The following is a 20737-nucleotide window of genomic DNA, read 5'->3' as shown; positions in this document are numbered from 1 at the left end:
ACCATTAAGTGAGTCTTCTTTGAATTAGTGATTGAACGAGCGTAAAAAGTTGGTCTGGTTTTAAAGTCCGCCAGTTTTCAATTTGTAAGGTTCCGCCATAATTAATATAATAATCTAAGTGAAACTTGGTGAATTCTTCCAAAACAAATTCTCTAAAATTTAAAGCGACAATCCATCCATCCTCTACGTCTTCAAACCATTCCTCATAATAATCATCTTCACCACCATGAAACTGCAAGAGATTTTCACCCAAAAGAATAAAATACTTTATACCTCTTTTCAAAAACACATCTATTACATTTCTTTTTAAATACATCACATCGTTGTGAAGCGTATCATTCCATTCGCCTATAAGTTCAATTACAATATATTGCTTATCATAATTGACCATCTGCACCTTAAGGTACAGTGTTTCGGAACCTATCTCGTCCCAGTCTGGATGGAGGTAAAATCCATAAACGGTGTTTTGGTATTGGTTCAGCGTTTCATTTTCAAAAAAAGGACTTTTTTCGTCTTCATAAGGAAGATAATAACGCTGCCAGTTATAAAAAGGCTCAATATCATGCATTTTAAACTTGAATCTAAATTTTTGTTTTTATTTTTGAACCAGAATATAATTTGATGCAAAAAATTCAATACAAATATAGAAGGGAAAATCTAAGCGTATCAGAACCTACAAAATTAAATTTTGAAAAACTGAAACCCGAAGAAATGCTTCTCAACCTCGGACCGCAGCACCCGTCTACTCATGGTGTGTTGAGGATAGAGCTAGTAACTGATGGTGAAATAATAAAAGAAGTTGTACCACACTTGGGGTATTTACATCGTTGTTTTGAGAAACATGCGGAGTCCCTTCCATTTAATCAAACCATACCTTTTGTAGACAGGCTTGACTATGTAGCTTCCATGAACTCCGAACACGCCTATGTGATGGGTGTAGAGCGAATGCTTGGTATAGAAAACACACTACCTAAGAGAATAGAATATATAAGAGTATTGGTAGCTGAATTAAACAGAATAGCGTCCCATTTTATCGCAATAGGCACTTATGCCTTGGATATTGGTGCTCAGACACCATTTCTTTGGCTAATAAGAGACAGAGAATCTATCCAAAGAATGTTGGAATGGGTTTCTGGTGCTAGAATGCTTTACAATTATATTTGGGTTGGAGGTTTGTTTTATGACCTACCGATTGGTTTTGAAGAAAAATGCAAAGAATTTGTGGTTTACTTAAAACCAAAACTTGAAGAATTAAAACAGATAATTGTAGATAATCATATTTTTATTAATCGAACCGCCAATGTAGGCGTTTTGCCTATGGATTTGGCGATAAATTACGGCTGCACTGGTCCAGTTTTAAGAGGCTCAGGCTTAAAATATGATTTAAGAAAAGTAGATGGATATTCTATTTATCCCGAAATTGACTTCGATATTCCGATAGGCGAAGGAAAAATGGGAAAAACGGGTGACTGTTGGGACAGAAACTATGTGCGATTAATGGAGTGTTGGGAATCTATCAGAATTGTGGAGCAATGTCTGGAAAAACTAATGAAAGACTACAAACGCACAAGAGACTTTGACCCACAAGCCTTTGTACCTAAAAAAATTAGACCAGCAGAAATGGACTTTTATGTAAGAGCTGAGAACCCGAAAGGAGAATTAGGTTTCTTTTTCAGAACTAATGGAAAGTCAGATGTACCCGTAAGAGTTAAATGCCGGGCTTGTTCATTCCACAACTTATCTGTGCTGCCCGAAATATCAAAAGGATGGATGATGGCTGACTTAGTGGCAATAATTGGTTCTTTGGATTTTGTTATGGGAGAAGTAGACCGTTAAATTTCCCAAACACTTGGATGGTTATTTCTGCGGATTATTTTCCTAATTTCCATCCAAAAAGCCAAAACCAAGTATATAATAACTGGTGAACCAAAAGTAAAAAAAGAGGCGTATATAAAGTACATACGTATGCTTGAGGCCGAGAAATTAAGCTTTTCGCCTATTCTGGAACAAACTCCGTAAAGATTACTTTCGAGTATGTATTTAAATTTATTCATTGATAGTAAATTTATTTCAATTAGGCTATTGGCTCAAATTTCAAAATATTTTTTGAATTCGCCTAATAATACCGGAAAAAAATTAATGGATTAAATTCTTGAAATAACAGTATTTTGTGGTTCTCCACCTAATTTATAAGGATAATCAGTATTATAATGTAAACCTCTAGACTCCTTCCGTTTTTGGGCTGACTTGATAACCATTTGAGCACAAAGAATTAAATTTCGAAGTTCGCATAGTTTAACTGACAATTTGGTTTTTCTATAAAACTCTTCGGTTTCTTCTTTTAGCATATTTAGCCTTGTCAAAGCTCTTTCTAGTCTAAAATCAGTACGAACTATACCCACATAATCTGTCATCATGCGTTGTAATTCTCTAGTATTGTGCGTTACAAGTATCTCTTCATCTGACTGAACAGCCCCAAATTCATTCCAATCTGGCACTTTTTCATTAAAACTAGCATACTCTATGTCCTTAAGTGCAACTTGTGAAATTCTATGACCAAAAACCGCAGCTTCTAACAATGAATTAGAAGCTAACCTATTGGCACCATGAAGTCCTGTGGACGAACATTCACCGCAAGCAAAAAGATTCTGAATATTGGTTCTTCCGTTTTCATCGACTAAAATACCGCCGCAGAGATAATGTGCAGCAGGCGTAACAGGAATTTGGTTTTTTGTAATATCTAATCCAATACTAAGGCATTTTTCATAGATATTGGGAAAATGTTCTAAAATCAATTCCTTTGGTTTGTGCGTAATATCAAGGTACACAAACTCTTCTCCAGTCTTTTTCATTTCAGCATCTATAGATCTGGCTACAATATCGCGAGGAGCTAAAGAACCTCTCTCATCATAATCATACATAAACTCTTTGCCATTCTTGTTTCTTAAAACCCCACCTTCTCCTCTTACGGCTTCTGTAATCAAAAAACTAGGAAATGAACCAGGATTATATAGTGAAGTAGGATGAAACTGAATCATTTCCATGTCTCTAACTTTACCTCCTGCCCTGTAAACCATAGCGATACCGTCACCAGTTGCAATTACTGGATTTGTAGTTGCAGCGTAAATGTGACCAGCACCACCAGTAGCCATAAGGGTATTTTTGGCCAAAATTGTCTCTACTTCACCAGTACCAACATTTAAGGCATACACACCATAACATTCAATATTTGCATCTGTACTTTCTCCTAACTGGTGCTGCGTAATGATTTCTACAGCAAAATAATGGGTGAGTATTTCAATATTTGGATTTGCCTGAACTTGTTCTAAAAGTGCCCGCTCTATTTCCCACCCAGTTATATCTTTATAATGTAAAATTCTTTTTTCAGAGTGCCCTCCCTCTCGAGTTAAATTATATTCCCCAGATTCTTCTTTATCAAAATTGGCTCCATATTCTATCAATTCATTTATTCTAGCTGGGCCTTCGGTTACAACAATCTCAACAATTTTTTTATCGCAAAGTCCATCACCTGCTATTAATGTATCAGAAATATGCTTTTCGAAAGAATCCGTATTTGGATTAAAAACAGTAGCAATACCTCCTTGAGCATACTTCGTATTGGTTTCGTCAGCATTTACTTTTGTAAGGATCAATACCTTTCCTTTTTTTGAGGCTTTTAACGCGAAACTTAAACCAGCAATACCCGACCCAATTACTAAAAAATCTGTTTTTCTCATTTCAAAAAATTAAATATCTTAAAGCTTAAATCAAGCCTTCTTTTAAAAGATCATGCAAATGTACGAAACCTAAAACTTTTTTACCTTCTATTACAATCAATTGCGTAATATTCATTTCCTGCATTTGAACTAAAGCATTCACAGCATAGGCATCCTTCTCGATAGTTTTGGGATTTGTTCCCATTATATCTTTAGCAGCTAGTCCCGAAAAATCCGAAGATTGTCTTAGCATCCGTCTCAAATCCCCATCTGTAACTACACCCACCAAATCATTCTCAGCATTAACTACTGCAGTGGCTCCAAGTCTCTTACTTGTCATTTCTAATATTACAGACTGAATATCAGCTCCTTCATTAACAACAGGTTTGGTATTGTTTGGATAAATATCAGAGACTTTTAAATACAGTTTTTTCCCTAAAGAACCTCCAGGATGATATCTTGCAAAGTCTTTTTTAGAAAACTCTCTTGCTTCTAGTAAGCATACCGCCAAAGCATCGCCTAGAGCCAAAGCTACCGTTGTAGAAGTTGTTGGAGCCAAATTTAGAGGACATGCCTCTTCATCCACATGAGCATTAATCGTGTAATGAGCATTTTTTGCTAAAAAAGAATCTATATCTGAAACCATGGCCACTATAGGATTGCCTAATCTTTTCAATAAAGGCATCAAAACTTTGATTTCTGGAGTATTACCACTTTTAGACAAAAAAATAATCACATCATCTTCATCAATTATACCTAGATCTCCATGCATAGCATCTGTAGCATGCATAAAAACAGATTTTTGACCGGTGGAATTTAAAGTAGCGGCAATTTTTTGGGCAATTATTGCACTTTTCCCAATTCCTGAAAGCACAACTTTCCCCTTAGATGCCAATATTTTATAAATTATTTCTTCAAAACTCTTATCTATTGTATTAATCAAAGATTTAATTGCTTTTGATTCATCAGATAAAACTTTTTTGGCTATTTCAATAATATTTTTTTCTATTTTCGTCTCCACTTTCAAAAAATCGATATTTATTCACAAATGTAAGGGTAGAAATTCGTATTTTTTTAGTGAAACATTATTTTTGAGTTTAACAAAATCACAAAACATTTTTTGTATATTGGCATTAAGAATTTAATTCACCACGCCTAGTTCTAGGTGTGCTTTAATTTTTAAGCTTTATTGAATTAGCTATGATTGATGTATCAATTGAAAACGACTTAAAGAAAAACCTTAAAGAAATTTTTGGTTTTGACAACTTTAGAGGGGAGCAAGAAAAAATTATAAAAAGTATCACTTCGGGAAAGAATACTTTTGTAATTATGCCAACTGGAGCTGGTAAATCTCTTTGTTATCAGCTTCCTGCAACTGTGCTAGATGGCACAGCGATAGTAATTTCGCCATTGATTGCTTTAATGAAAAACCAAGTAGACCAAATGGTCGCTTTTGGAATCAATGCCCAGTTTCTTAACAGTACTTTGAACAAGTCTGAGATGAACAGGGTAAAAAACGACGTGGTTAACGGCGTGTGTAAACTACTTTATATTGCTCCTGAATCTTTGACTAAGGTTGACAACTTAGAATTTCTAAAAAAGGCAAAAATATCTTTTGTTGCGGTAGACGAGGCTCACTGTATATCAGAGTGGGGACATGACTTCCGTCCAGAATATCGAAAAATAAAGGAAATTATCGAAAACATTGACGATAATTTACCCATTATTGCCTTGACAGCAACTGCAACTCCAAAGGTTCAGTTGGACATTAAGAAAAGTCTTGACTTAGAGGATAATTTAACGTTCAAGACATCATTTAATAGAGCCAACTTATACTATGAAGTAAGACCAAAACAAAATGCTAAAAAGCAATTAATCAAATTTCTTGCCCAACATAGAGGTAAATCAGGTATAGTCTATTGTCTTAGTAGAAAAAAAGTAGAGGAAATAGCAGAATTGCTTATAGTCAACGGTTTTAAAGCTTTGCCTTACCACGCAGGTTTGGATTCGGATGTTAGAATTAAAAACCAAGACGCGTTTTTGAAAGAAGATTGCGATATCGTGGTTGCTACAATAGCTTTCGGAATGGGTATTGACAAGCCAGATGTTAGGTTTGTTGTACACTACGATGCACCCAAATCTTTGGAAGGATATTACCAAGAAACAGGAAGAGGTGGCAGAGATGGCCTAGATGGCTCATGCTTAATGTTTTATGCACTCGATGACATAACCAAACTTGAGAAATTCAATAAAGATAAAAATGTAACCGAAAGAGATAATGCCAAGGCACTATTGATGGAGATGGTAGCTTATTCGTCTTTAGGTGTTTGTAGAAGACGCCAATTGTTGAGCTACTTTGGAGAGCAAATGGAAAAAAATTGTGGTTTCTGTGATAACTGCAATAAACCTACTAAAACATTCAAAGGTGAGGAAGAGGTCATATTAGCTTTAAATACCATAGTTAAAACAGAACAAAGGTTCTCTGCAAATCACATTGCAGATATTTTAACTGCCAATACGAAAGATAACCCAGCTATATCAAGCCACGATCATAACAAACTTGAGATGTTCGGGAAAGGCTTAAATTATTTTGGACTCTCGGAAAAATTTGAAGAAGAAGAGGAAGAGGATGAAGATGCTATAATTGTAAATAAAAAACCTAAAGCTGATATCAATGCAGATGGAAAAATTTCTGCTGCTGATAAATGGGTATCCATCATCAGACAATTGATGGTTTTTGGATATTTGGAAAAAGACATTGATAATTATGGCGTGGTTAAACTTTCTGAAAAAGGAAGAAACTATCTAAAAGACCCTTATACTATAACTTTCTCCGAAGATCATGACCTAAATGAAACAGAAGGAAGTGGAGAAGATGAACTTCAGCAAACTGCTGGACCTTCTGGTGGCAGTGGGGCGTCTGACCAAGCTCTCTTAGAGCTATTGAAGTCTTTAAGGAAGAAAATAGCAAAAGAAAAAAATGTACCGCCATATGTTGTTTTCCAAGACCCTTCGCTAGAAGAAATGGCAACGACGTACCCTTCAAATATTCAGGAGCTTTCGCAGGTGAATGGTGTGGGAATGGGGAAAGTGCAGAAATTTGGAATGCCTTTCCTTGACCTTATCATTAAATATGTCAAAGACAATGACATTGAGACTTCGTCTGATTTGATGGTAAAAACTACTGTAAACAAATCAAAAACTAAGATTTTTATCATTCAACAAATTGATAGAAAAATAGATTTAGAAGAAGTAGCCGAAGCAAAAGAAATGAGCCCAGAGGAGCTTATTACAGAAATAGAAAGCATTTGTTTTTCAGGCACAAAGCTAAACATGGACTATTATATAAATCAAATAATAGACAAAGAAAAACAAAAAGATATTTATGAATATTTTATGACTTCGTCATCTGACGACATAAAGGCCGCTTTAAAAGAATTTGATGATTATGACGATGAGGTAACAGAAGAGGAACTTCGACTGATGAGGATCAAGTTTATCTCAGAAATGGCCAATTAAAAAAAGAGCTTCCGATTTGGAAGCTCTTTTTTTTAGTTAAATCTTCTTTTTAATAAGTCAAAAAATTCTTCAGCCTCAGGACTATTCAAATCCCATTTATATTTTGGCATATATTTTTTTAGCATTTGCTCTTTTGCCTCAGAAAAGCTATTGCATACTTCAAGCTCTTGTAAAGCATGATCAAAAACTAAAGCATCAGAGCCAAATAGATTATTAATAAAAAGGAATTTTTGATTAAGAGAAATATTCCCTTTAATAGTATCAATTTTTCTTTTTTGATGAAAATCAGACAAAGAGCTACTTTCATTGCTCAATTGCATAGATTCATGCAATGTAACATTGGTTTCTTTCTCAATAGTATTTGTAAGATGATTTTCAAGAATTATAGTCTCTTTCTTTTCTTGTATTTGTGTTAATCTTATTTCAGTAATTGGCTCATCTTTTTCATGAATTACAATTTCTGGTTCAGAAAATATAGGCTCCACTATTTTTGGAGGAGTGGGAGTTTTGGTGTTTTTGTACTCTTCTATGCTATCAAAGAATGATTGATAAGGGTCTGCCTTAACTTCCTTGACTTCTACAATTCCAGCAATTTTTACCAAATCAGAAATCTCAGCAGAATGATCTTCTACTTTATTGTCTTGAAAAAATTCATTGACAAACTCTATGGCTTCATTCGCATAAACAAAACTCACACCATTCAATTTATTCAACAATTCTCTTAAAACCCAATTATAATCTTTAAAAAACTTCCCATTACTTTTCAGCCAATCTTGCGTAAGTTTAAATTCAGGAAGATTACGCATTTCTTCACTAAAGTAAGCCTTAGGATCTGTATATAAATGAAAAGTATTATTAGCTGCCTTTTCCAGAATATTTTTAAAATTCTCTTTATCAACAGAAATATACCTTGAAAGAATATTCATAAAATCATCCAAAGCTTTTTTAACATCAACTTCATCATAATTAAAAAAAGGACTCTTCAATTTAGTTATCTCTTGACGCCATTTTTCAAAAAGCTCTTTAAGTACAAAAAGGTTCAATTGCTTTACTTCTGTCAAATCTATAATTTCTGAACCAGTGATTCTATCGTTAGTTTTAAAGAACTCTTCACTCACTATATTTGCAAATACTTGCGAATAATTTTTTATTTCTGCCTCATTCCATTTGTTGGTCATCGGATAATTCTGTTTTTTTGTATTCTATTAGAAATGGTACTGCAAGTTTATTACAAATCTTTTGCCATTTATTCTATTAACGCAAATTTTATTAAAATATGTTTATTGAGCCAAAAAGAGGAAGAGCAAAAGATGCTAAAAGTGGATGGTTGGAAGTTATAACAGGCTCAATGTTTTCTGGAAAAACCGAAGAACTCATAAGAAGATTAAAACGTGCACAAATAGCAAAACTTAACGTTGAAATTTTCAAGCCCAGTATAGATATTCGTTATGATCAAAATGATATTGTATCTCACAATCAAACAAGTATAAGATCGACACCTGTAAATACCGCAGAGGAAATATTGCTCTTAAGCGGAGATTGTGATGTTGTTGGAATTGACGAAGCACAGTTCTTGGATCAAGCGGTTGTAGACGTTTGCAATAAATTAGCCTTTAATGGCAAGCGAGTGATTGTAGCAGGGCTAGACATGGACTCAAGAGGCCTTCCATTTGGCCCAATGCCTCAGCTGTTATCTATTGCAGAATATGTTACTAAAGTACATGCTATATGCGTTAAATGTGGAGATATTGCTCATTTCTCTTACAGGAAAGTTGCGACTGAAAACTTAGTAATGCTGGGAGAGCACGACATCTACGAAGCTAGATGTCGTACTTGTTTTCTAGAAAATTAACTAGGACGTTTATAATTTCTATTCCTCATTGAAATATTACCAGGTAAAACTAAATTATATGATTCTACCTGTATTGATTTTAATTGTTGCTTGTAATTACGACTAACTTTAATTTTCATATTTTTAAATGTCAACCTCTTTTTCTCATCTACTACTTTAAGAGATTTATAATTTCTTGGATCTGTAAGAGGGTTTTCAATTTGCCCGTAAGTGTTTACAGAAAAAAACATTAAAAATGTTAAAACTATTAATATTGTCATTGTTGTAAATTTTAATATTGATTATTTAAATCTTTTTCAAAAGTCTCCTTATCTTCATTGTATTTATAGCCAAACAAAGCCCTATAGGTTGGAAGCATATATAAAAACTCCTCTAGCTTTCTTTGAGCAGGCGTATAAAAACCATAATTTTCTACTGCAAGATTTCTAAACATTGAAATTAGATACTGAAGGGTATCAGAATTTGAAGCAAAATCAACAAACTTATAATGCAAAAACTTATTTTTTGGCTCATCCGGATTATACATAATTAAATCCAAATCCATACCTAATTGACTAATTTTCGAAAATGCCTTATTTACTGGATTTGGCAAAAGATTATTATCCACTAAAAAATCAACAATTTCTACTGCCTCATTATTAATATACAAATTACCCCCTATGTGTTTCATCTCTATTGTTTTTTTGTTGTAAAGTTTCTTTAACTGTTAGCAAAACAATAGAAGTTTTTTTATTCTTCCAAATTCTACAAAAACGCTCTTCTAGTGGAGTTTTCGGCTGATTCGACATAAAAAAAGAATATTTTCTAATATCTAAATGTCAAAAAAAGAGATAGCAAATAGAAAAAATAGAAAAAAAGCAAAAACTAGTCAAAGTATAAATCGAAATTAGAAAAAAAACTATTTTCATTTTTTAGATTTTTTTTATGATTTTTCTAATTTTTAACAAAATATTAACAGAATTAAGCACTTAGGAGAAGGTTGAAAAAAAAATTAAGATAGAAATCCATTTCTAAAATTGGAATCAGAAACCTATTTTCAAATTCCTTTGAATGATAAATCAATAATAATGCAGAAAATATAAGTGTAAAATGTATGTAGAAAAGTGAAAGCCCTTAAAACAGAAAAAACCTCCGAAATAACGGAGGCCTTTCTCAACTTTATAGCCATGAAAACTAATTCTTCTTTTATGCCAATGCGAGCTTTAACTCATTAAGTTTCTTCTTCACTGATGTGTCTATTTGAGTATCTCCTACTCTCAACACATACCCTCCAATTAAACTCTCATCGACGCTTTCTTCCAACTTTATTTCTTTATGGATAGCATCAGCCACAATTTTACTAAATTGAGATCTCTGTGTATCTGTTAAAGCAACAGCTGATGAAACCTCCACTATTTGAACACCAGTTTGTAAATTAAACAATTTCTGAAACTCTTTCGCTATCGGATAAATCAACTTTTCGCGATTCTTTTTAGTTAAGACTTTAAAAATTGAGAAAGTCACATTATTAACTTTATTTTCAAATATTTTTTTCAAAATACTCAATTTTTTATCGTGCCTAACAATCGGATTGGCCATAACAGCCACAAAATTATCATTCTCTTGACATACCATTTCAAAAAAAGACATGTCTTGATTTACTTCTTTAACAACACCTTGCTCATTTGCCAAGTCAATCAAGGCTTTAGCATAACGATAGGCAACTATAGATTCTGACATATTTGTACAAAAATATTTTCAATCAAAATAATTTGATTGCGTAATTAATTCAATTTTGCGTCTGATACCAATTCACTTACAAACGATTCCTGAGCTTTTTTGTCTGACAATTCTTTACGAATCACCTTCTCTGCAATTTCGATAGACAATGCCGAAACTTCGTTTTTGATTTGGCTCATCATTTTAACTCGCTCTTGTGTCATAGCTTCTCTTGCATCTTCCATTATTTTGTTACCTTGCTCCACTGCTCTGTCTTTGGCTTCAGCTATCATTTTGTCAGAAACTTCTTTAGCTTCTTTAATTATGATATCTCTTTCCTTTTTTGCCTCCATCACCAACTTATCGTTGTCAGATTTCAACTTGGCCATCTCGGCTCTAGTTTCTTCAGCCATTCTTAATGCACCTTCTATTTCTCCTTCTCTTTCCTTCAATGCAGAAAGAATACCTTTCCAAGCAAATTTCCAAAGAATAAAGACCAAGGCACTGAAAACAACCAATTGCCAAAAAATAAGACCTGGGCTAGGATTCAACAATGAATTACCTTCTAATAAAATCATTTTCTATTAAATTATGAAAATTAAAAATTAAAAACTTAAAAATTTCCCAACATTAACACCTAATGTGAATAATGCTGGGAATTTAAGATTCCTTAAATGGATTAAGCCATTTTGAAAGAAATCAAAAGACAAATTACAGCAGCAAAAAGAGCCACGGCCTCAATCAAGGCAGCGATGATGATCATCATTGACTGGATCTTTCCAGCTGCTTCTGGTTGACGTGCAACACCTTCCATAGCACTTCCACCGATTCTACCGATACCAAGACCAGCTCCGATGGCAGCTAAACCAGCTCCAATACCTGCACCCATTACCGCAAGACCTTTACCGTCTGCTACTGCTTGTAAAATAATGTTCAATAAAGACATAATTTTATTTTTTTATTTCCCCTCCCCCCAGGAGATTTGTTATTGATAGCCTCTTTGTAGGGGACAAAGAGGAATATTTTCAATCAATGATGATCTGCGTGGTGCTCTTCGATAGCACTCCCAATATACATTGAAGTTAATAACATAAAAATGAACGCTTGTAAAAATGCGACCAAAAGCTCAATTGCACTCATAAACAAAGCAAAAATCCCGATGGCAGGTGCCACATACCAACTTTTGAATATAAATATCAAACCAAACAAACTCAACATAATGATGTGACCTGCAGTGATATTTGCAAAAAGTCGAATCATAAGAGAAAGTGGTTTCATTAAAACTCCAACTATCTCAACTGGAATCATAATAGCCCACATCCATTTTGGAGTATCAGGTAAAAGAATATGTTTCCAATAATATTTGTTTGCACTTAGATTGGTTATCAAAAAAGTGATAACCGCTAAAACCAAAGTGATAGCAATGTTACCTGTAAGGTTTGCACCACCTGGAAGTAAACCTAGAAGGTTATTAATAAAAATAAAGAAAAACAAAGTCAATAAATATGGAAAATACTTACCATAATTTTTACCAATTGAAGGTTTTACCACTTCGTCTCTAAGGTATACAATCAAAGGTTCCATAAAAGATTGAATGCCTTTAGGTGCTTTTCCTTTATTATTTACATATCCTTTGGAAACAGAAATAAAGATGACAATTAATAATATAGCAGCCAACATTAGCGTAGCCACATTTTTGGTTATAGAAAAATCCATTGGATGAATACTTTCATCAACTTTTCCTTCTGCATCAACTCTTAGGATATGCTCATGTTCATTTTTGTAACCATTGTATACCTGCTCATGATCAAGTCTGCTTGAAGAAAAAATTTCTATCCCTCTATCTGCAGTATATAAAATTACTGGCAAAGGCAATTTAACGCCATGTGAAAACTCCCATCCATGTTCGTCTGCTATGTGGTGCATTATCATACCACCAATATCAAAAGACTCTTCCTGATGAGTAATTTCACCTAAGGCTGGATGTGCCTCATTTTCTGTAGAAATGTGCTCAGCTTCATGTTGCGAAAACGCTGTAGAAACACTTAAAAATGCGAATAAAACTAAGGTAAAAATGTATTTAAACATAAGTAGAACTTTAAAAATCTATGTTTTAATGAATGTCGGTCTCAAAAACGTCGCAATTTACGAAGTAAAATTGAAATTTCAAAAATTGTGAAAAATAAATAAAATGCAAAAACATTCAAGACAAATAGATTTTGATTCTCTTTAAATCTGTACAAGCCAAATCCTATAAAAATCAACATCAACAAAAACCTTAAAACCACCGAAGAAAGGTAAAATTGAACAAAATTTTCTCTTTTATTGCCCATTGCTTGCTCTACCAAGATTTTTACTAGAAAATCTAATGCAACAAAAAATGCAAAAATTACCCAGATTTTTGAATGCAACAAATAATTAAATGCAGAAAGTTTAACTAAAAATAATACAATAAATAGTATGAGACTTAATAAGTACTTTTTTAGATTCATTTCCTAAAACTATTAAGAGAATATTAGGTAATAATTTTATATTTTCAATATGAATTTCAAAATTAATACATGAAAAACTCATTACCTTATTTTTATAAATTTAATTTTTCCAAGAATCAAAGAAGACTTTACAGAGTCAAATAAAATTTCTGTTGGATTTAACAAAGAAGGCAGGACTATTTAAAAAAAAAAATAATTCTATCATGCATTTTTTTTCTACATTTGTAACCCCAAAAATAAAAGTTTAATAAAATCAATAAATTAATAAAAGTTGGAAATCAAAGTTCAAAATGATGTAACACAAGTTTGGCGAGATTGCCTGTCGGTAATCCGCGAAAATGTAACTGAGCAAAGTTTTAAAACTTGGTTTGAGCCGATTATTCCTTATAAACTTATTAATAAACGCTTAATTATTCAGGTTCCCAGTCAATTTTTTTACGAATGGTTAGAAGACAATTACGTAAAAATTTTAAGAAAAGCATTAGACTATGCTATTGGAAAAGATGGACAACTTGAATACACCATAATAATTGATAGAGGGGCACCGAAACCTACACCTACTCCAAGTGTAAATTCGAATAATAATACAAATGGCTATCAAGCAAATGGATATCAGGCCAATGGTTACCAAAAATATCCTCAAAGATCTACAGAGGTTGTTGAACCCAAAAACCCTTTTGATTTAAAAGCTTTCAATGAAAAGCAGATAGATTCTTTTCTTAACAAAAATTACGGTTTCGATAATTTTGTTGAAGGTGATTGCAATAGATTAGCTAGAGCTGCAAGCTTTGCTGTTGCACAAAAACCAAGTACTACTTCATTTAACCCTTTGATGATATATGGAGGTGTTGGCTTGGGAAAAACACATTTAGTTCAAGCTATTGGCAACTATATTGAAAAGCAATCCAATAATAATAAAATAGTCTTGTATGTTTCTTCAGAAAAATTCACAAGTCAATTTATAAATGCCATTAGAGAAAACAGTCTTCAAGATTTTATGGCTTTTTATATGCGTGTTGATGTTTTGATTCTTGATGACGTTCAGTTTTTGTCAGGAAAAGAAAAAACACAGGAGACTTTCTTTCATATTTTCAATCATTTACATCAAACTGGGAAACAAATAGTTATGACATCTGACCGCCCGCCTAGGGAACTGTCAGGAATGGAAGACAGACTTTTGTCAAGATTTAAGTGGGGTTTAACAGCAGACATTCAAGCTCCAGATTTAGAAACTAGGATAGCTATAATTCAGAATAAGGTTGAGGAAGAAAAGGCTGTAATGGACGAGCAAGTTATAGAATATCTTGCTCATTGTATTGATTCAAATGTTAGGGAATTAGAAGGCGTTGTAATTTCCTTAATTGCTGACTCTGCCTTGACAAGAAGAAAAATCGACTTAAATATGGCCAAGTTTAGGGTCAAAAGTATAGTTGAAGAAAACCAAAAGGTGATTTCGATTGATAAAATCATCGACACTGTAACGGATTATTTCAAAATAAAAGTAGTAGATATAAAGGGCAAAACAAGACTCAGAGAAGTGGTTTTGCCTCGTCAAATTGCAATGTATTTGGCAAAAGAATATACGGCATTATCTTTAAAAGCTATTGGGTATCATTTTGGTGGTAGAGATCATAGTACTGTAATACATGCTATACAAACTGTAAATGACTTGATCGATTTTGATAGAGATGTGGCGGGACATGTAAAAGAACTACAAGATAAATTTAAGCGATAGACTTTAGAATTCTATCTAAATCCAAAACCTGAGGAATAAGCATAGCTTCTTCATTGTTTGAAATAATAAAATCCGCTATTTCTTTAAACTCTGTCTCTGATTTTTGATTTTTAATAATATTTTGAACTTGCTCAAAAGTTCTGTTTTTATCTCTTTCCAAAATTCTTTGAATTCGTAACTCTGTTGGACTTTCAACATAAATAATTTTGTCTAAACCTGAATTTTTATTCATGATTGCTGCCTCTTTAATGATATAAGGGCTTGTTTTTTGCTCGCACCATTCTTTAAAATCTTCTGAAACACTTGGGTGAACTATAGCATTTAATAGATTTAGTTTTTCTTGATTTCCAAAAACTTGTTGAGCTACATAGACTTTATTGTATTTCCCATTTTCAAAATACGATTCTTTTCCCAATAGGTCAATTATCTTATTTTTTACTTTTAAATTGTTCTCAATCAGCCACTTTGCTCTTTGGTCACTTTCATAAACAGGAACGCCAAGCAAACCAAATAATTTTGCAACAACACTCTTTCCTGAGCCAATTCCACCTGTGAGGCCTATTTTGAGCATATTTCTGGGTATGTTTTTTGGTTCTTTACAAAATACTTCCAAACAACAGAACCCTTGCTTAATTTTTTAAAACCTACAAAAGATCCTTTCCTTTGTTTTATTAAATAAGGAATCATTCCATAAAAAGCAAAATGTGCTTTTGCAACTGCCCAAAAATCTTTGGAATTACCGTCTTTCAAAAATTTAAATGCGGAAACTCCATCAAGTATTAAACGAAAGAAAATGATTGGTAACAAAAATAGAAATGGTAAGTTTTTAAAAAGCATCGCCAAGTTATTCCTAAAATTGAGAAATGTTTTGAAAGGATTGGATTTGTTTAAAGTGCCACCTCCAACATGGTAAACCACGGATTGCGGCTCATATACTATTTGAAATCCATGATTTTGAATACGCCAACAAAGGTCTATTTCCTCCATGTGAGCAAAAAACTTATCATCAAAACCACCTAATTCTTTAAAAATTTTATTTTTTATAAAAAAGCAAGCACCCGAAGCCCAAAAAATTTCTGTGGATGTTTGATACTGCCCATGATCTTCTTCCAAAGTATCAAAAACACGCCCACGACAAAAAGAATAGCCTAATGTATCTAAAAAACCTCCAGCAGCTCCAGCATATTCAAAATAATTCTTTCTTTTAAAATCCAAAATTTTGGGTTGAATAGCAGCAATATTTTCAGTTTTATCACTTCTTTCTATCAAATATTTGAGCCAATTTGGACTAAGCTCAACATCCGAATTTAATAGAACTAAATTCTCATGCGAAACTTGTTTTAAACCTTCATTATATCCACCTGCAAAACCTAAGTTTTTTGCGTTTTGAATAATACCAATTAACGGAAATTGTTCTTTTATATAGGTTACAGAGTTATCACTTGAATAATTATCAATAACGAAAATGTCAGCTTCTGGGCTGTTTTCTACAACATTTCCGAGAAATTGATTCAGAAAATCAATTCCATTAAAATTCAAAATAACAACTGCGGTGCTTTTCAAACTTTACTTATTGAATAAATTTCCTAAATCAAACCCTGGGATTTTAGGCATCATGCCTTCGGTAACTTTACCCATTTCAGCCTTTACTTTTTCATCAATTTCAGCCAATGCCTTATTTGTAGCTGCTACTATCAGATCTTGAACCATCTTTGCATCTTGCGGATTTAATAATTCTGGCTCTATTTCAACTGTAAGTAATTCCTTCTTTCCATTAACCACAACTTTCACCATTCCCCCACCTGACTCGGCTTCTGTGATTATTTCTCCAAGTTTTTCTTGGGTTTCGAGCATTTTTGCTTGCATTTCTTTCACCTTGCCCATCATTCCCATCATATCCATCATTGACATAATTGTATTCTTTTTTTTACAAAAATAAGATATTAGCAAAATAAATTCGCTAAATTCTTTAATTTTAAACTCTATTTAAAAATACATCAATAAATCTAATAATGAAATACCTTGTTTTATTCCTTTTTGTAAGCCTACAGATTTGTGCCCAAGATTTCAAAACTAAAAGTGTCAAAAAACATATCAGCTACTTAGCCTCTGACAAATTGGAAGGAAGAGGAACTGGCACAATTGGCGAAATGAAGGCAGGAGACTATATTATTAAACAATTCTCCAAAATTGGCTTAAAACCAATGGGCGAAAATGGAGCTTACCGACAGTTATTTGCAGCAAAAAAAGGTGTTCCACCAAATATTTCACAAGTAAATGCCAATAATATTTTGGGTATGATAGACAACGGGAAACCAATGTCAATAATTATTGGTGCCCACTATGACCACTTAGGATTGGGAGACCAAGGTAGTTCATTACAAGCGAATTCGGTAGGTGTTATTCATAATGGTGCTGACGATAATGCTTCTGGAGTAGCTGGAATGTTAGAATTGGCCAAGTATTTCAAAAACAATAAGGTAACAGAAAATTACAATTTAATTTTCTTGGCTTTTTCTGGTGAAGAACTTGGGTTAATGGGGTCCAAATATCTTTTAGACAACTCGACATTTGACTTAAAAAACATTAACTGCATGGTAAATTTAGACATGATTGGCAGATATAGAGAAGACAAAGGTGTGAGTATTGGAGGGATTGGTACAAGTAAGTTTTGGGAAAATAATGCGGCTCAATTGGCTGATAATATGAAAATAAAATACAGTCTAGATTCGTCTGGAATTGGACCGTCGGACCATACCTCTTTTTATTTAAAAGACATCCCTGTATTGTTTTTGTTTACAGGAGCTCACCAAGAATATCACAAACCAACTGATGATGCAAATTTGATAAATTATGAAGGGGAAGTTTTGATGTTAGAATATGTAAAAAACATGATTGGGCTTCTAAATGAAAAAGAAAAAATAGACTTTAAAAAGACCACAAACCCACATTCTGCGGCTGCCAAAAGTAGTTTTAAAGTAACCATGGGCGTTATTCCTGATTATTCGTTTGATGGCAAAGGCTTGAGATTAGACGGCGTTTCGGAAGGCAGGCCAGGCGAAAAAGCTGGATTAAAAACAGGAGATATTATCACTAAAATAGGAGAATACGAAATTAAAGACGTTTACGCATATATGACTGCTTTAGGAAAATTTGAAAAAGGCCTAACTGTTCCTGTAGAAATACTTAGAAAAGGAGAAACATTAACACTTAGTCTAACATTTTAATGAAGCAAAGTAAAAAGACTTTAGTACTTGGTGCTAGTACAAAACCAGGTAGATATGCACTCATGGCCGCAGAGAGGCTACAAGAGAAAGGCTTCCCTATTGAATTGTTAGGCAAGAAAGAAGGCAATGTAAATGGAGTAGCTATTAAAACAGAATTATCAGAAATTGGCGAAGATATTGATACTGTAACAGTTTACCTAAGCGAGCAAAATCAAAAGGAATACGAAGGTTTTTTATTAAAATTAAAGCCCAAACGTGTCATTTTCAACCCAGGTGCTGAAAATATTGAATTAGAAGGCAAACTGGAAGCAGAAGGTGTCGAAGTTCTGGAAGCTTGTACTTTGGTAATGTTAGGCACTGGTCAGTACTAACATTAAAGCCTATTTTATCTTAACGTCTCCGTAGTTTGAAATTATAATAATTTTTGATTCTGAGTTTTTGTTAGAACCAATGGTTCCCTGATAAGCATTAGACGTTCTAGTTTTAAATCCAGGCTTTTGATTATCGGTTTCAGAGTTTTTAATAAAATGAATAACTAAAGAAGGGTCTACCCAGAAATTTCCATGGTTGGTTTTTATATCAAAAATACCATTGAATTTTTCGCTAATTGGAAGACTAATGTTTGAGTAGTTAGAAAATATTTCAAGATTCTTTACTTTTTCATCTATATTGTTAATTTTCAAATCGTTACTGAAATTCACTTTAAGCTTTACTGCTTCTTTTATATTTTCGAAAACTCCTCCAGAATAATTCAAAATACCGTCAATATCTTCTAGATATTTAGCTTTGAAGCTACCATTATTATTTTTCAAATTCACATTTCTTACTTCGCCCATACTAACAGCAGTGAAGTTTGAGTTTATTTCTCCTCCCAGAAGAGATTTAATATTGGCTTTACCATAGTTTAAATTGATATTCGAAAGTTTGTTGGAAATTTTATCTGCCTTTAAAGTACAGTAATTTAAGTTTAGAGAAAGTGGAGCAGTAAACTCTGGCAATGTAACTTCACCAAAACTATTTGTAAGACAAAGCTCTAGATTATTGGGCATAAAAACCAAATAATCAATCTTAAAATTTGTGTTTTTATCTGTATTTAACTTCTTTAAATTAAAATCAGTTTTTTGGATCTCGGTTTTTATAGAAACTATACTGTTCTTTCTATTTCCATTTATTTTTACAGACGAAATAAAATCATTCAGAAGCACATTATTTGGAGCATTCGCTATTACGTGAACAGTTGTTTGGATTTTATTTTGATTCCAAAACATAACTTTAACTTCGCCAAACTGATTAGTGATTTCCAATTTACTTACCCCAGAAGTACTATATTCAAAATTATAATCTTTCCTTTTTTCAATAAGCTTAATATCTCTAGCAAAACCAGATAAATTTGAGATGAATATTAAATTTAAAATCAATGCTATTTTATAAAACTTCATATTTCTTGACATTTTGAGCTATTTCGGTTTGCTTGTTTAATAAATCTATTTGCCATTCAAGATTCTGTTTCATGGCCTCAATCAATTGCTCGTGGTTTGGATTTTTAGTTAATTGAGACTTTAAGAATTCGAAGTTTTTTTGTAAATCTTCTAAATCTCCAACGAAAGCTTTTTGAAGCTCTGGGTTTGATATTATAAGACTATTCAAAGTCTCTCTTTTTTCCAAAACTGTTTCCGTGTAAGTAACCAAAGCTGGTTGGGTACTTAGCATTTTGTCTTGTTGAGCTAGAGAACTGTCGTTTCTATAGTATTTACCAAACCAAAAGCCTATGGAAAGACATATAATTATTCCCGCCGCAAATCTTATTATTTTAGAATTCAGCCAAATGCTTTTTTTAGCTACATTAGGCAATTTTGCATCTATTTTCTTCCATAAATCATCAGGAAAATCTTCTTCAAATTCCTCTCTATGGCTGTTTATAAATTCTTTTAGTGCCATTGTTTTTCCTTTAAAATTTCAATTAATTTTGCTTTACCTCTTAAATATTGACTTCTTGATGTCACTTCATTTATGCCTAATATTTGTCCAATTTCTTGGTGATCATACCCTTCAAATAAATAAAGACTAAGCACCAATCTAAAACCATTGGGTAAAATATTCAATGCGTCTTTTATTTTTGATACCGAATCATTTGTTTCTTCAAAATCTGGTTCTTCTATGTCTTCAATATCGCCTCCGTTCACATTATCGATTTCTTCAAAAAACATTTTTTGTGCTCGTAATTTAGCTATAGCCTTATTTACAACGATGGATTTCAGCCAAGCACCAAATGTAGATTCTCCTCGAAACATGTCTATTTTTAGAAAGCCATCTAAAAACGATTCTTGAATCACATCTTCAGCCTCTTCTCTTAAGCTTACAATCCTCAATGCTGTGTTAAACATCGCTTTAACATACATATTATAGAGTTCATATTGGGCCTTATTATTGCCCAACCTACACAGTTCTACTAACTGAGATGTTCTATCTTTGGTTAAATATTGATTCAAACTAGGATG

23 protein-coding genes are annotated in these 20737 nt (G+C 33.0%); 6 read left to right on the top strand and 17 right to left on the bottom strand.

Annotated elements, in window-relative coordinates:
• Window positions 1-4: 4 nt before the first annotated feature.
• Window positions 5-568, bottom strand: a complete 564-nt coding sequence (locus tag EGI22_RS23465) for a hypothetical protein (protein WP_255071117.1) — start codon at window positions 566-568, stop codon at window positions 5-7.
• 50 nt (window positions 569-618) lie between these two features.
• Here EGI22_RS23465 and EGI22_RS23460 point away from each other — a divergent pair, with 50 nt between their 5' ends.
• Complete coding sequence (locus tag EGI22_RS23460; protein WP_255071116.1) at window positions 619-1836, top strand: NADH-quinone oxidoreductase subunit D; 1218 nt, start codon at window positions 619-621, stop codon at window positions 1834-1836.
• Here the strand turns inward: EGI22_RS23460 and EGI22_RS23455 are convergent.
• From EGI22_RS23455 to EGI22_RS23445, 3 genes are all read right to left on the bottom strand, one after another.
• Complete coding sequence (locus tag EGI22_RS23455) at window positions 1833-2054, bottom strand: PspC family transcriptional regulator (protein WP_255071114.1); 222 nt, start codon at window positions 2052-2054, stop codon at window positions 1833-1835. The two genes, EGI22_RS23460 and EGI22_RS23455, sit on opposite strands and share 4 nt — an antisense overlap.
• A gap of 90 nt (window positions 2055-2144) precedes the next feature.
• Window positions 2145-3737 (bottom strand): L-aspartate oxidase, encoded by a 1593-nt coding sequence (gene nadB, locus EGI22_RS23450; protein ID WP_255071112.1) that lies wholly within the window; start codon window positions 3735-3737, stop codon window positions 2145-2147.
• A gap of 25 nt (window positions 3738-3762) precedes the next feature.
• Window positions 3763-4737: an SIS domain-containing protein gene (locus tag EGI22_RS23445; RefSeq protein WP_255071111.1), complete on the bottom strand. Its 975-nt coding sequence runs from the start codon at window positions 4735-4737 to the stop codon at window positions 3763-3765.
• Window positions 4738-4916: 179 nt separating this feature from the next.
• Here EGI22_RS23445 and EGI22_RS23440 point away from each other — a divergent pair, with 179 nt between their 5' ends.
• Window positions 4917-7235, top strand: a complete 2319-nt coding sequence (locus EGI22_RS23440; RefSeq protein ID WP_255071110.1) for an ATP-dependent DNA helicase RecQ — start codon at window positions 4917-4919, stop codon at window positions 7233-7235.
• A gap of 32 nt (window positions 7236-7267) precedes the next feature.
• Here the strand turns inward: EGI22_RS23440 and EGI22_RS23435 are convergent, their stop codons facing one another.
• Window positions 7268-8413, bottom strand: a complete 1146-nt coding sequence (locus EGI22_RS23435; protein WP_255071109.1) for a hypothetical protein — start codon at window positions 8411-8413, stop codon at window positions 7268-7270.
• Window positions 8414-8511: 98 nt separating this feature from the next.
• Here EGI22_RS23435 and EGI22_RS23430 point away from each other — a divergent pair, with 98 nt between their 5' ends.
• Window positions 8512-9087: a thymidine kinase gene (locus tag EGI22_RS23430; protein WP_255071108.1), complete on the top strand. Its 576-nt coding sequence runs from the start codon at window positions 8512-8514 to the stop codon at window positions 9085-9087.
• On the opposite strand, the gene EGI22_RS23425 is transcribed toward EGI22_RS23430, so the two are convergent.
• The 6 genes from EGI22_RS23425 to atpB form a co-directional block, all read right to left on the bottom strand.
• Complete coding sequence (locus tag EGI22_RS23425) at window positions 9084-9347, bottom strand: hypothetical protein (RefSeq protein WP_255071107.1); 264 nt, start codon at window positions 9345-9347, stop codon at window positions 9084-9086. The genes EGI22_RS23430 and EGI22_RS23425 overlap by 4 nt on opposite strands.
• An 11-nt stretch (window positions 9348-9358) precedes the next feature.
• Window positions 9359-9757, bottom strand: coding sequence for a hypothetical protein (locus tag EGI22_RS23420; RefSeq protein ID WP_255071105.1), 399 nt, complete (start codon window positions 9755-9757; stop codon window positions 9359-9361).
• Between the two features lie 515 nt (window positions 9758-10272).
• Entirely contained in the window at window positions 10273-10806 is a 534-nt protein-coding gene (atpH, locus tag EGI22_RS23415; protein WP_255071103.1) for an ATP synthase F1 subunit delta, read from the bottom strand.
• Between the two features lie 44 nt (window positions 10807-10850).
• Entirely contained in the window at window positions 10851-11363 is a 513-nt protein-coding gene (gene atpF / locus EGI22_RS23410; RefSeq protein WP_255071101.1) for a F0F1 ATP synthase subunit B, read from the bottom strand.
• Between the two features lie 101 nt (window positions 11364-11464).
• Window positions 11465-11731 carry an ATP synthase F0 subunit C gene (atpE, locus tag EGI22_RS23405; RefSeq protein WP_255050693.1) on the bottom strand — a complete coding sequence of 89 codons (267 nt, stop codon included), beginning with the start codon at window positions 11729-11731 and terminating at the stop codon, window positions 11465-11467.
• Between the two features lie 83 nt (window positions 11732-11814).
• Window positions 11815-12873, bottom strand: coding sequence for a F0F1 ATP synthase subunit A (atpB, locus tag EGI22_RS23400; protein ID WP_255071100.1), 1059 nt, complete (start codon window positions 12871-12873; stop codon window positions 11815-11817).
• 675 nt (window positions 12874-13548) lie between these two features.
• On the opposite strand from atpB, the gene dnaA reads away from it, so the two are divergent.
• On the top strand, window positions 13549-15012 hold the full coding sequence (gene dnaA / locus EGI22_RS23395; RefSeq protein ID WP_255071098.1) for a chromosomal replication initiator protein DnaA: 1464 nt from the start codon (window positions 13549-13551) through the stop codon (window positions 15010-15012).
• On the opposite strand, the gene coaE is transcribed toward dnaA, so the two are convergent.
• Genes coaE through EGI22_RS23380 form a run of 3 tightly spaced genes read right to left on the bottom strand, consistent with a single transcriptional unit; the run spans window position 15002 to window position 16923 of the window.
• Entirely contained in the window at window positions 15002-15583 is a 582-nt protein-coding gene (gene coaE / locus EGI22_RS23390) for a dephospho-CoA kinase (protein ID WP_255071097.1), read from the bottom strand. The genes dnaA and coaE overlap by 11 nt on opposite strands.
• Window positions 15571-16575, bottom strand: coding sequence for a glycosyltransferase family 2 protein (locus tag EGI22_RS23385; RefSeq protein WP_255071096.1), 1005 nt, complete (start codon window positions 16573-16575; stop codon window positions 15571-15573). Before EGI22_RS23385 ends, coaE begins: the two co-directional genes overlap by 13 nt.
• Before the next feature lie 3 nt (window positions 16576-16578).
• Entirely contained in the window at window positions 16579-16923 is a 345-nt protein-coding gene (locus EGI22_RS23380) for a YbaB/EbfC family nucleoid-associated protein (RefSeq protein WP_310588215.1), read from the bottom strand.
• A gap of 101 nt (window positions 16924-17024) precedes the next feature.
• On the opposite strand from EGI22_RS23380, the gene EGI22_RS23375 reads away from it, so the two are divergent.
• Together EGI22_RS23375 and EGI22_RS23370 are read left to right on the top strand one after the other, a co-directional pair.
• Entirely contained in the window at window positions 17025-18239 is a 1215-nt protein-coding gene (locus EGI22_RS23375) for a M20/M25/M40 family metallo-hydrolase (RefSeq protein ID WP_255071094.1), read from the top strand.
• Window positions 18239-18610, top strand: coding sequence for a CoA-binding protein (locus EGI22_RS23370; RefSeq protein ID WP_255071092.1), 372 nt, complete (start codon window positions 18239-18241; stop codon window positions 18608-18610). Before EGI22_RS23375 ends, EGI22_RS23370 begins: the two co-directional genes overlap by 1 nt.
• Window positions 18611-18619: 9 nt before the next feature.
• Here the strand turns inward: EGI22_RS23370 and EGI22_RS23365 are convergent, their stop codons facing one another.
• Genes EGI22_RS23365 through EGI22_RS23355 form a run of 3 tightly spaced genes read right to left on the bottom strand, consistent with a single transcriptional unit; the run spans window position 18620 to window position 20728 of the window.
• A complete protein-coding gene (locus EGI22_RS23365) occupies window positions 18620-19678 on the bottom strand; it encodes a hypothetical protein (protein WP_255071091.1) in 1059 nt (352 codons plus the stop codon).
• Window positions 19665-20177, bottom strand: a complete 513-nt coding sequence (locus EGI22_RS23360; RefSeq protein ID WP_255071090.1) for a hypothetical protein — start codon at window positions 20175-20177, stop codon at window positions 19665-19667. Before EGI22_RS23360 ends, EGI22_RS23365 begins: the two co-directional genes overlap by 14 nt.
• Window positions 20168-20728 (bottom strand): RNA polymerase sigma factor, encoded by a 561-nt coding sequence (locus EGI22_RS23355; protein WP_255071088.1) that lies wholly within the window; start codon window positions 20726-20728, stop codon window positions 20168-20170. The genes EGI22_RS23360 and EGI22_RS23355 overlap by 10 nt, the downstream gene beginning before the upstream one ends.
• Between the last annotated feature and the right edge of the window lie 9 nt (window positions 20729-20737).

This window comes from Lacihabitans sp. LS3-19 (assembly GCF_024343575.1).
Lineage (GTDB): Bacteria > Bacteroidota > Bacteroidia > Cytophagales > Spirosomataceae > Leadbetterella.
This window is presented reverse-complemented; position numbering and strand designations above follow the sequence as displayed.

What these genes read in the sequence shown, in the direction of transcription:
- EGI22_RS23465 (WP_255071117.1), bottom strand. Translation starts at nt 568, where the DNA reads ATGCATGATATTGAGCCTTTTTATAACTGGCAGCGTTATTATCTTCCT.
- EGI22_RS23455 (WP_255071114.1), bottom strand. Translation starts at nt 2,054, where the DNA reads ATGAATAAATTTAAATACATACTCGAAAGTAATCTTTACGGAGTTTGT.
- nadB (WP_255071112.1), bottom strand. Translation starts at nt 3,737, where the DNA reads ATGAGAAAAACAGATTTTTTAGTAATTGGGTCGGGTATTGCTGGTTTA.
- EGI22_RS23440 (WP_255071110.1), top strand. Translation starts at nt 4,917, where the DNA reads ATGATTGATGTATCAATTGAAAACGACTTAAAGAAAAACCTTAAAGAA.
- EGI22_RS23435 (WP_255071109.1), bottom strand. Translation starts at nt 8,413, where the DNA reads ATGACCAACAAATGGAATGAGGCAGAAATAAAAAATTATTCGCAAGTA.
- EGI22_RS23430 (WP_255071108.1), top strand. Translation starts at nt 8,512, where the DNA reads ATGTTTATTGAGCCAAAAAGAGGAAGAGCAAAAGATGCTAAAAGTGGA.
- EGI22_RS23425 (WP_255071107.1), bottom strand. Translation starts at nt 9,347, where the DNA reads ATGACAATATTAATAGTTTTAACATTTTTAATGTTTTTTTCTGTAAAC.
- EGI22_RS23420 (WP_255071105.1), bottom strand. Translation starts at nt 9,757, where the DNA reads ATGAAACACATAGGGGGTAATTTGTATATTAATAATGAGGCAGTAGAA.
- atpH (WP_255071103.1), bottom strand. Translation starts at nt 10,806, where the DNA reads ATGTCAGAATCTATAGTTGCCTATCGTTATGCTAAAGCCTTGATTGAC.
- atpF (WP_255071101.1), bottom strand. Translation starts at nt 11,363, where the DNA reads ATGATTTTATTAGAAGGTAATTCATTGTTGAATCCTAGCCCAGGTCTT.
- atpE (WP_255050693.1), bottom strand. Translation starts at nt 11,731, where the DNA reads ATGTCTTTATTGAACATTATTTTACAAGCAGTAGCAGACGGTAAAGGT.
- atpB (WP_255071100.1), bottom strand. Translation starts at nt 12,873, where the DNA reads ATGTTTAAATACATTTTTACCTTAGTTTTATTCGCATTTTTAAGTGTT.
- coaE (WP_255071097.1), bottom strand. Translation starts at nt 15,583, where the DNA reads ATGCTCAAAATAGGCCTCACAGGTGGAATTGGCTCAGGAAAGAGTGTT.
- EGI22_RS23380 (WP_310588215.1), bottom strand. Translation starts at nt 16,923, where the DNA reads ATGTCAATGATGGATATGATGGGAATGATGGGCAAGGTGAAAGAAATG.
- EGI22_RS23375 (WP_255071094.1), top strand. Translation starts at nt 17,025, where the DNA reads ATGAAATACCTTGTTTTATTCCTTTTTGTAAGCCTACAGATTTGTGCC.
- EGI22_RS23370 (WP_255071092.1), top strand. Translation starts at nt 18,239, where the DNA reads ATGAAGCAAAGTAAAAAGACTTTAGTACTTGGTGCTAGTACAAAACCA.
- EGI22_RS23365 (WP_255071091.1), bottom strand. Translation starts at nt 19,678, where the DNA reads ATGAAGTTTTATAAAATAGCATTGATTTTAAATTTAATATTCATCTCA.
- EGI22_RS23360 (WP_255071090.1), bottom strand. Translation starts at nt 20,177, where the DNA reads ATGGCACTAAAAGAATTTATAAACAGCCATAGAGAGGAATTTGAAGAA.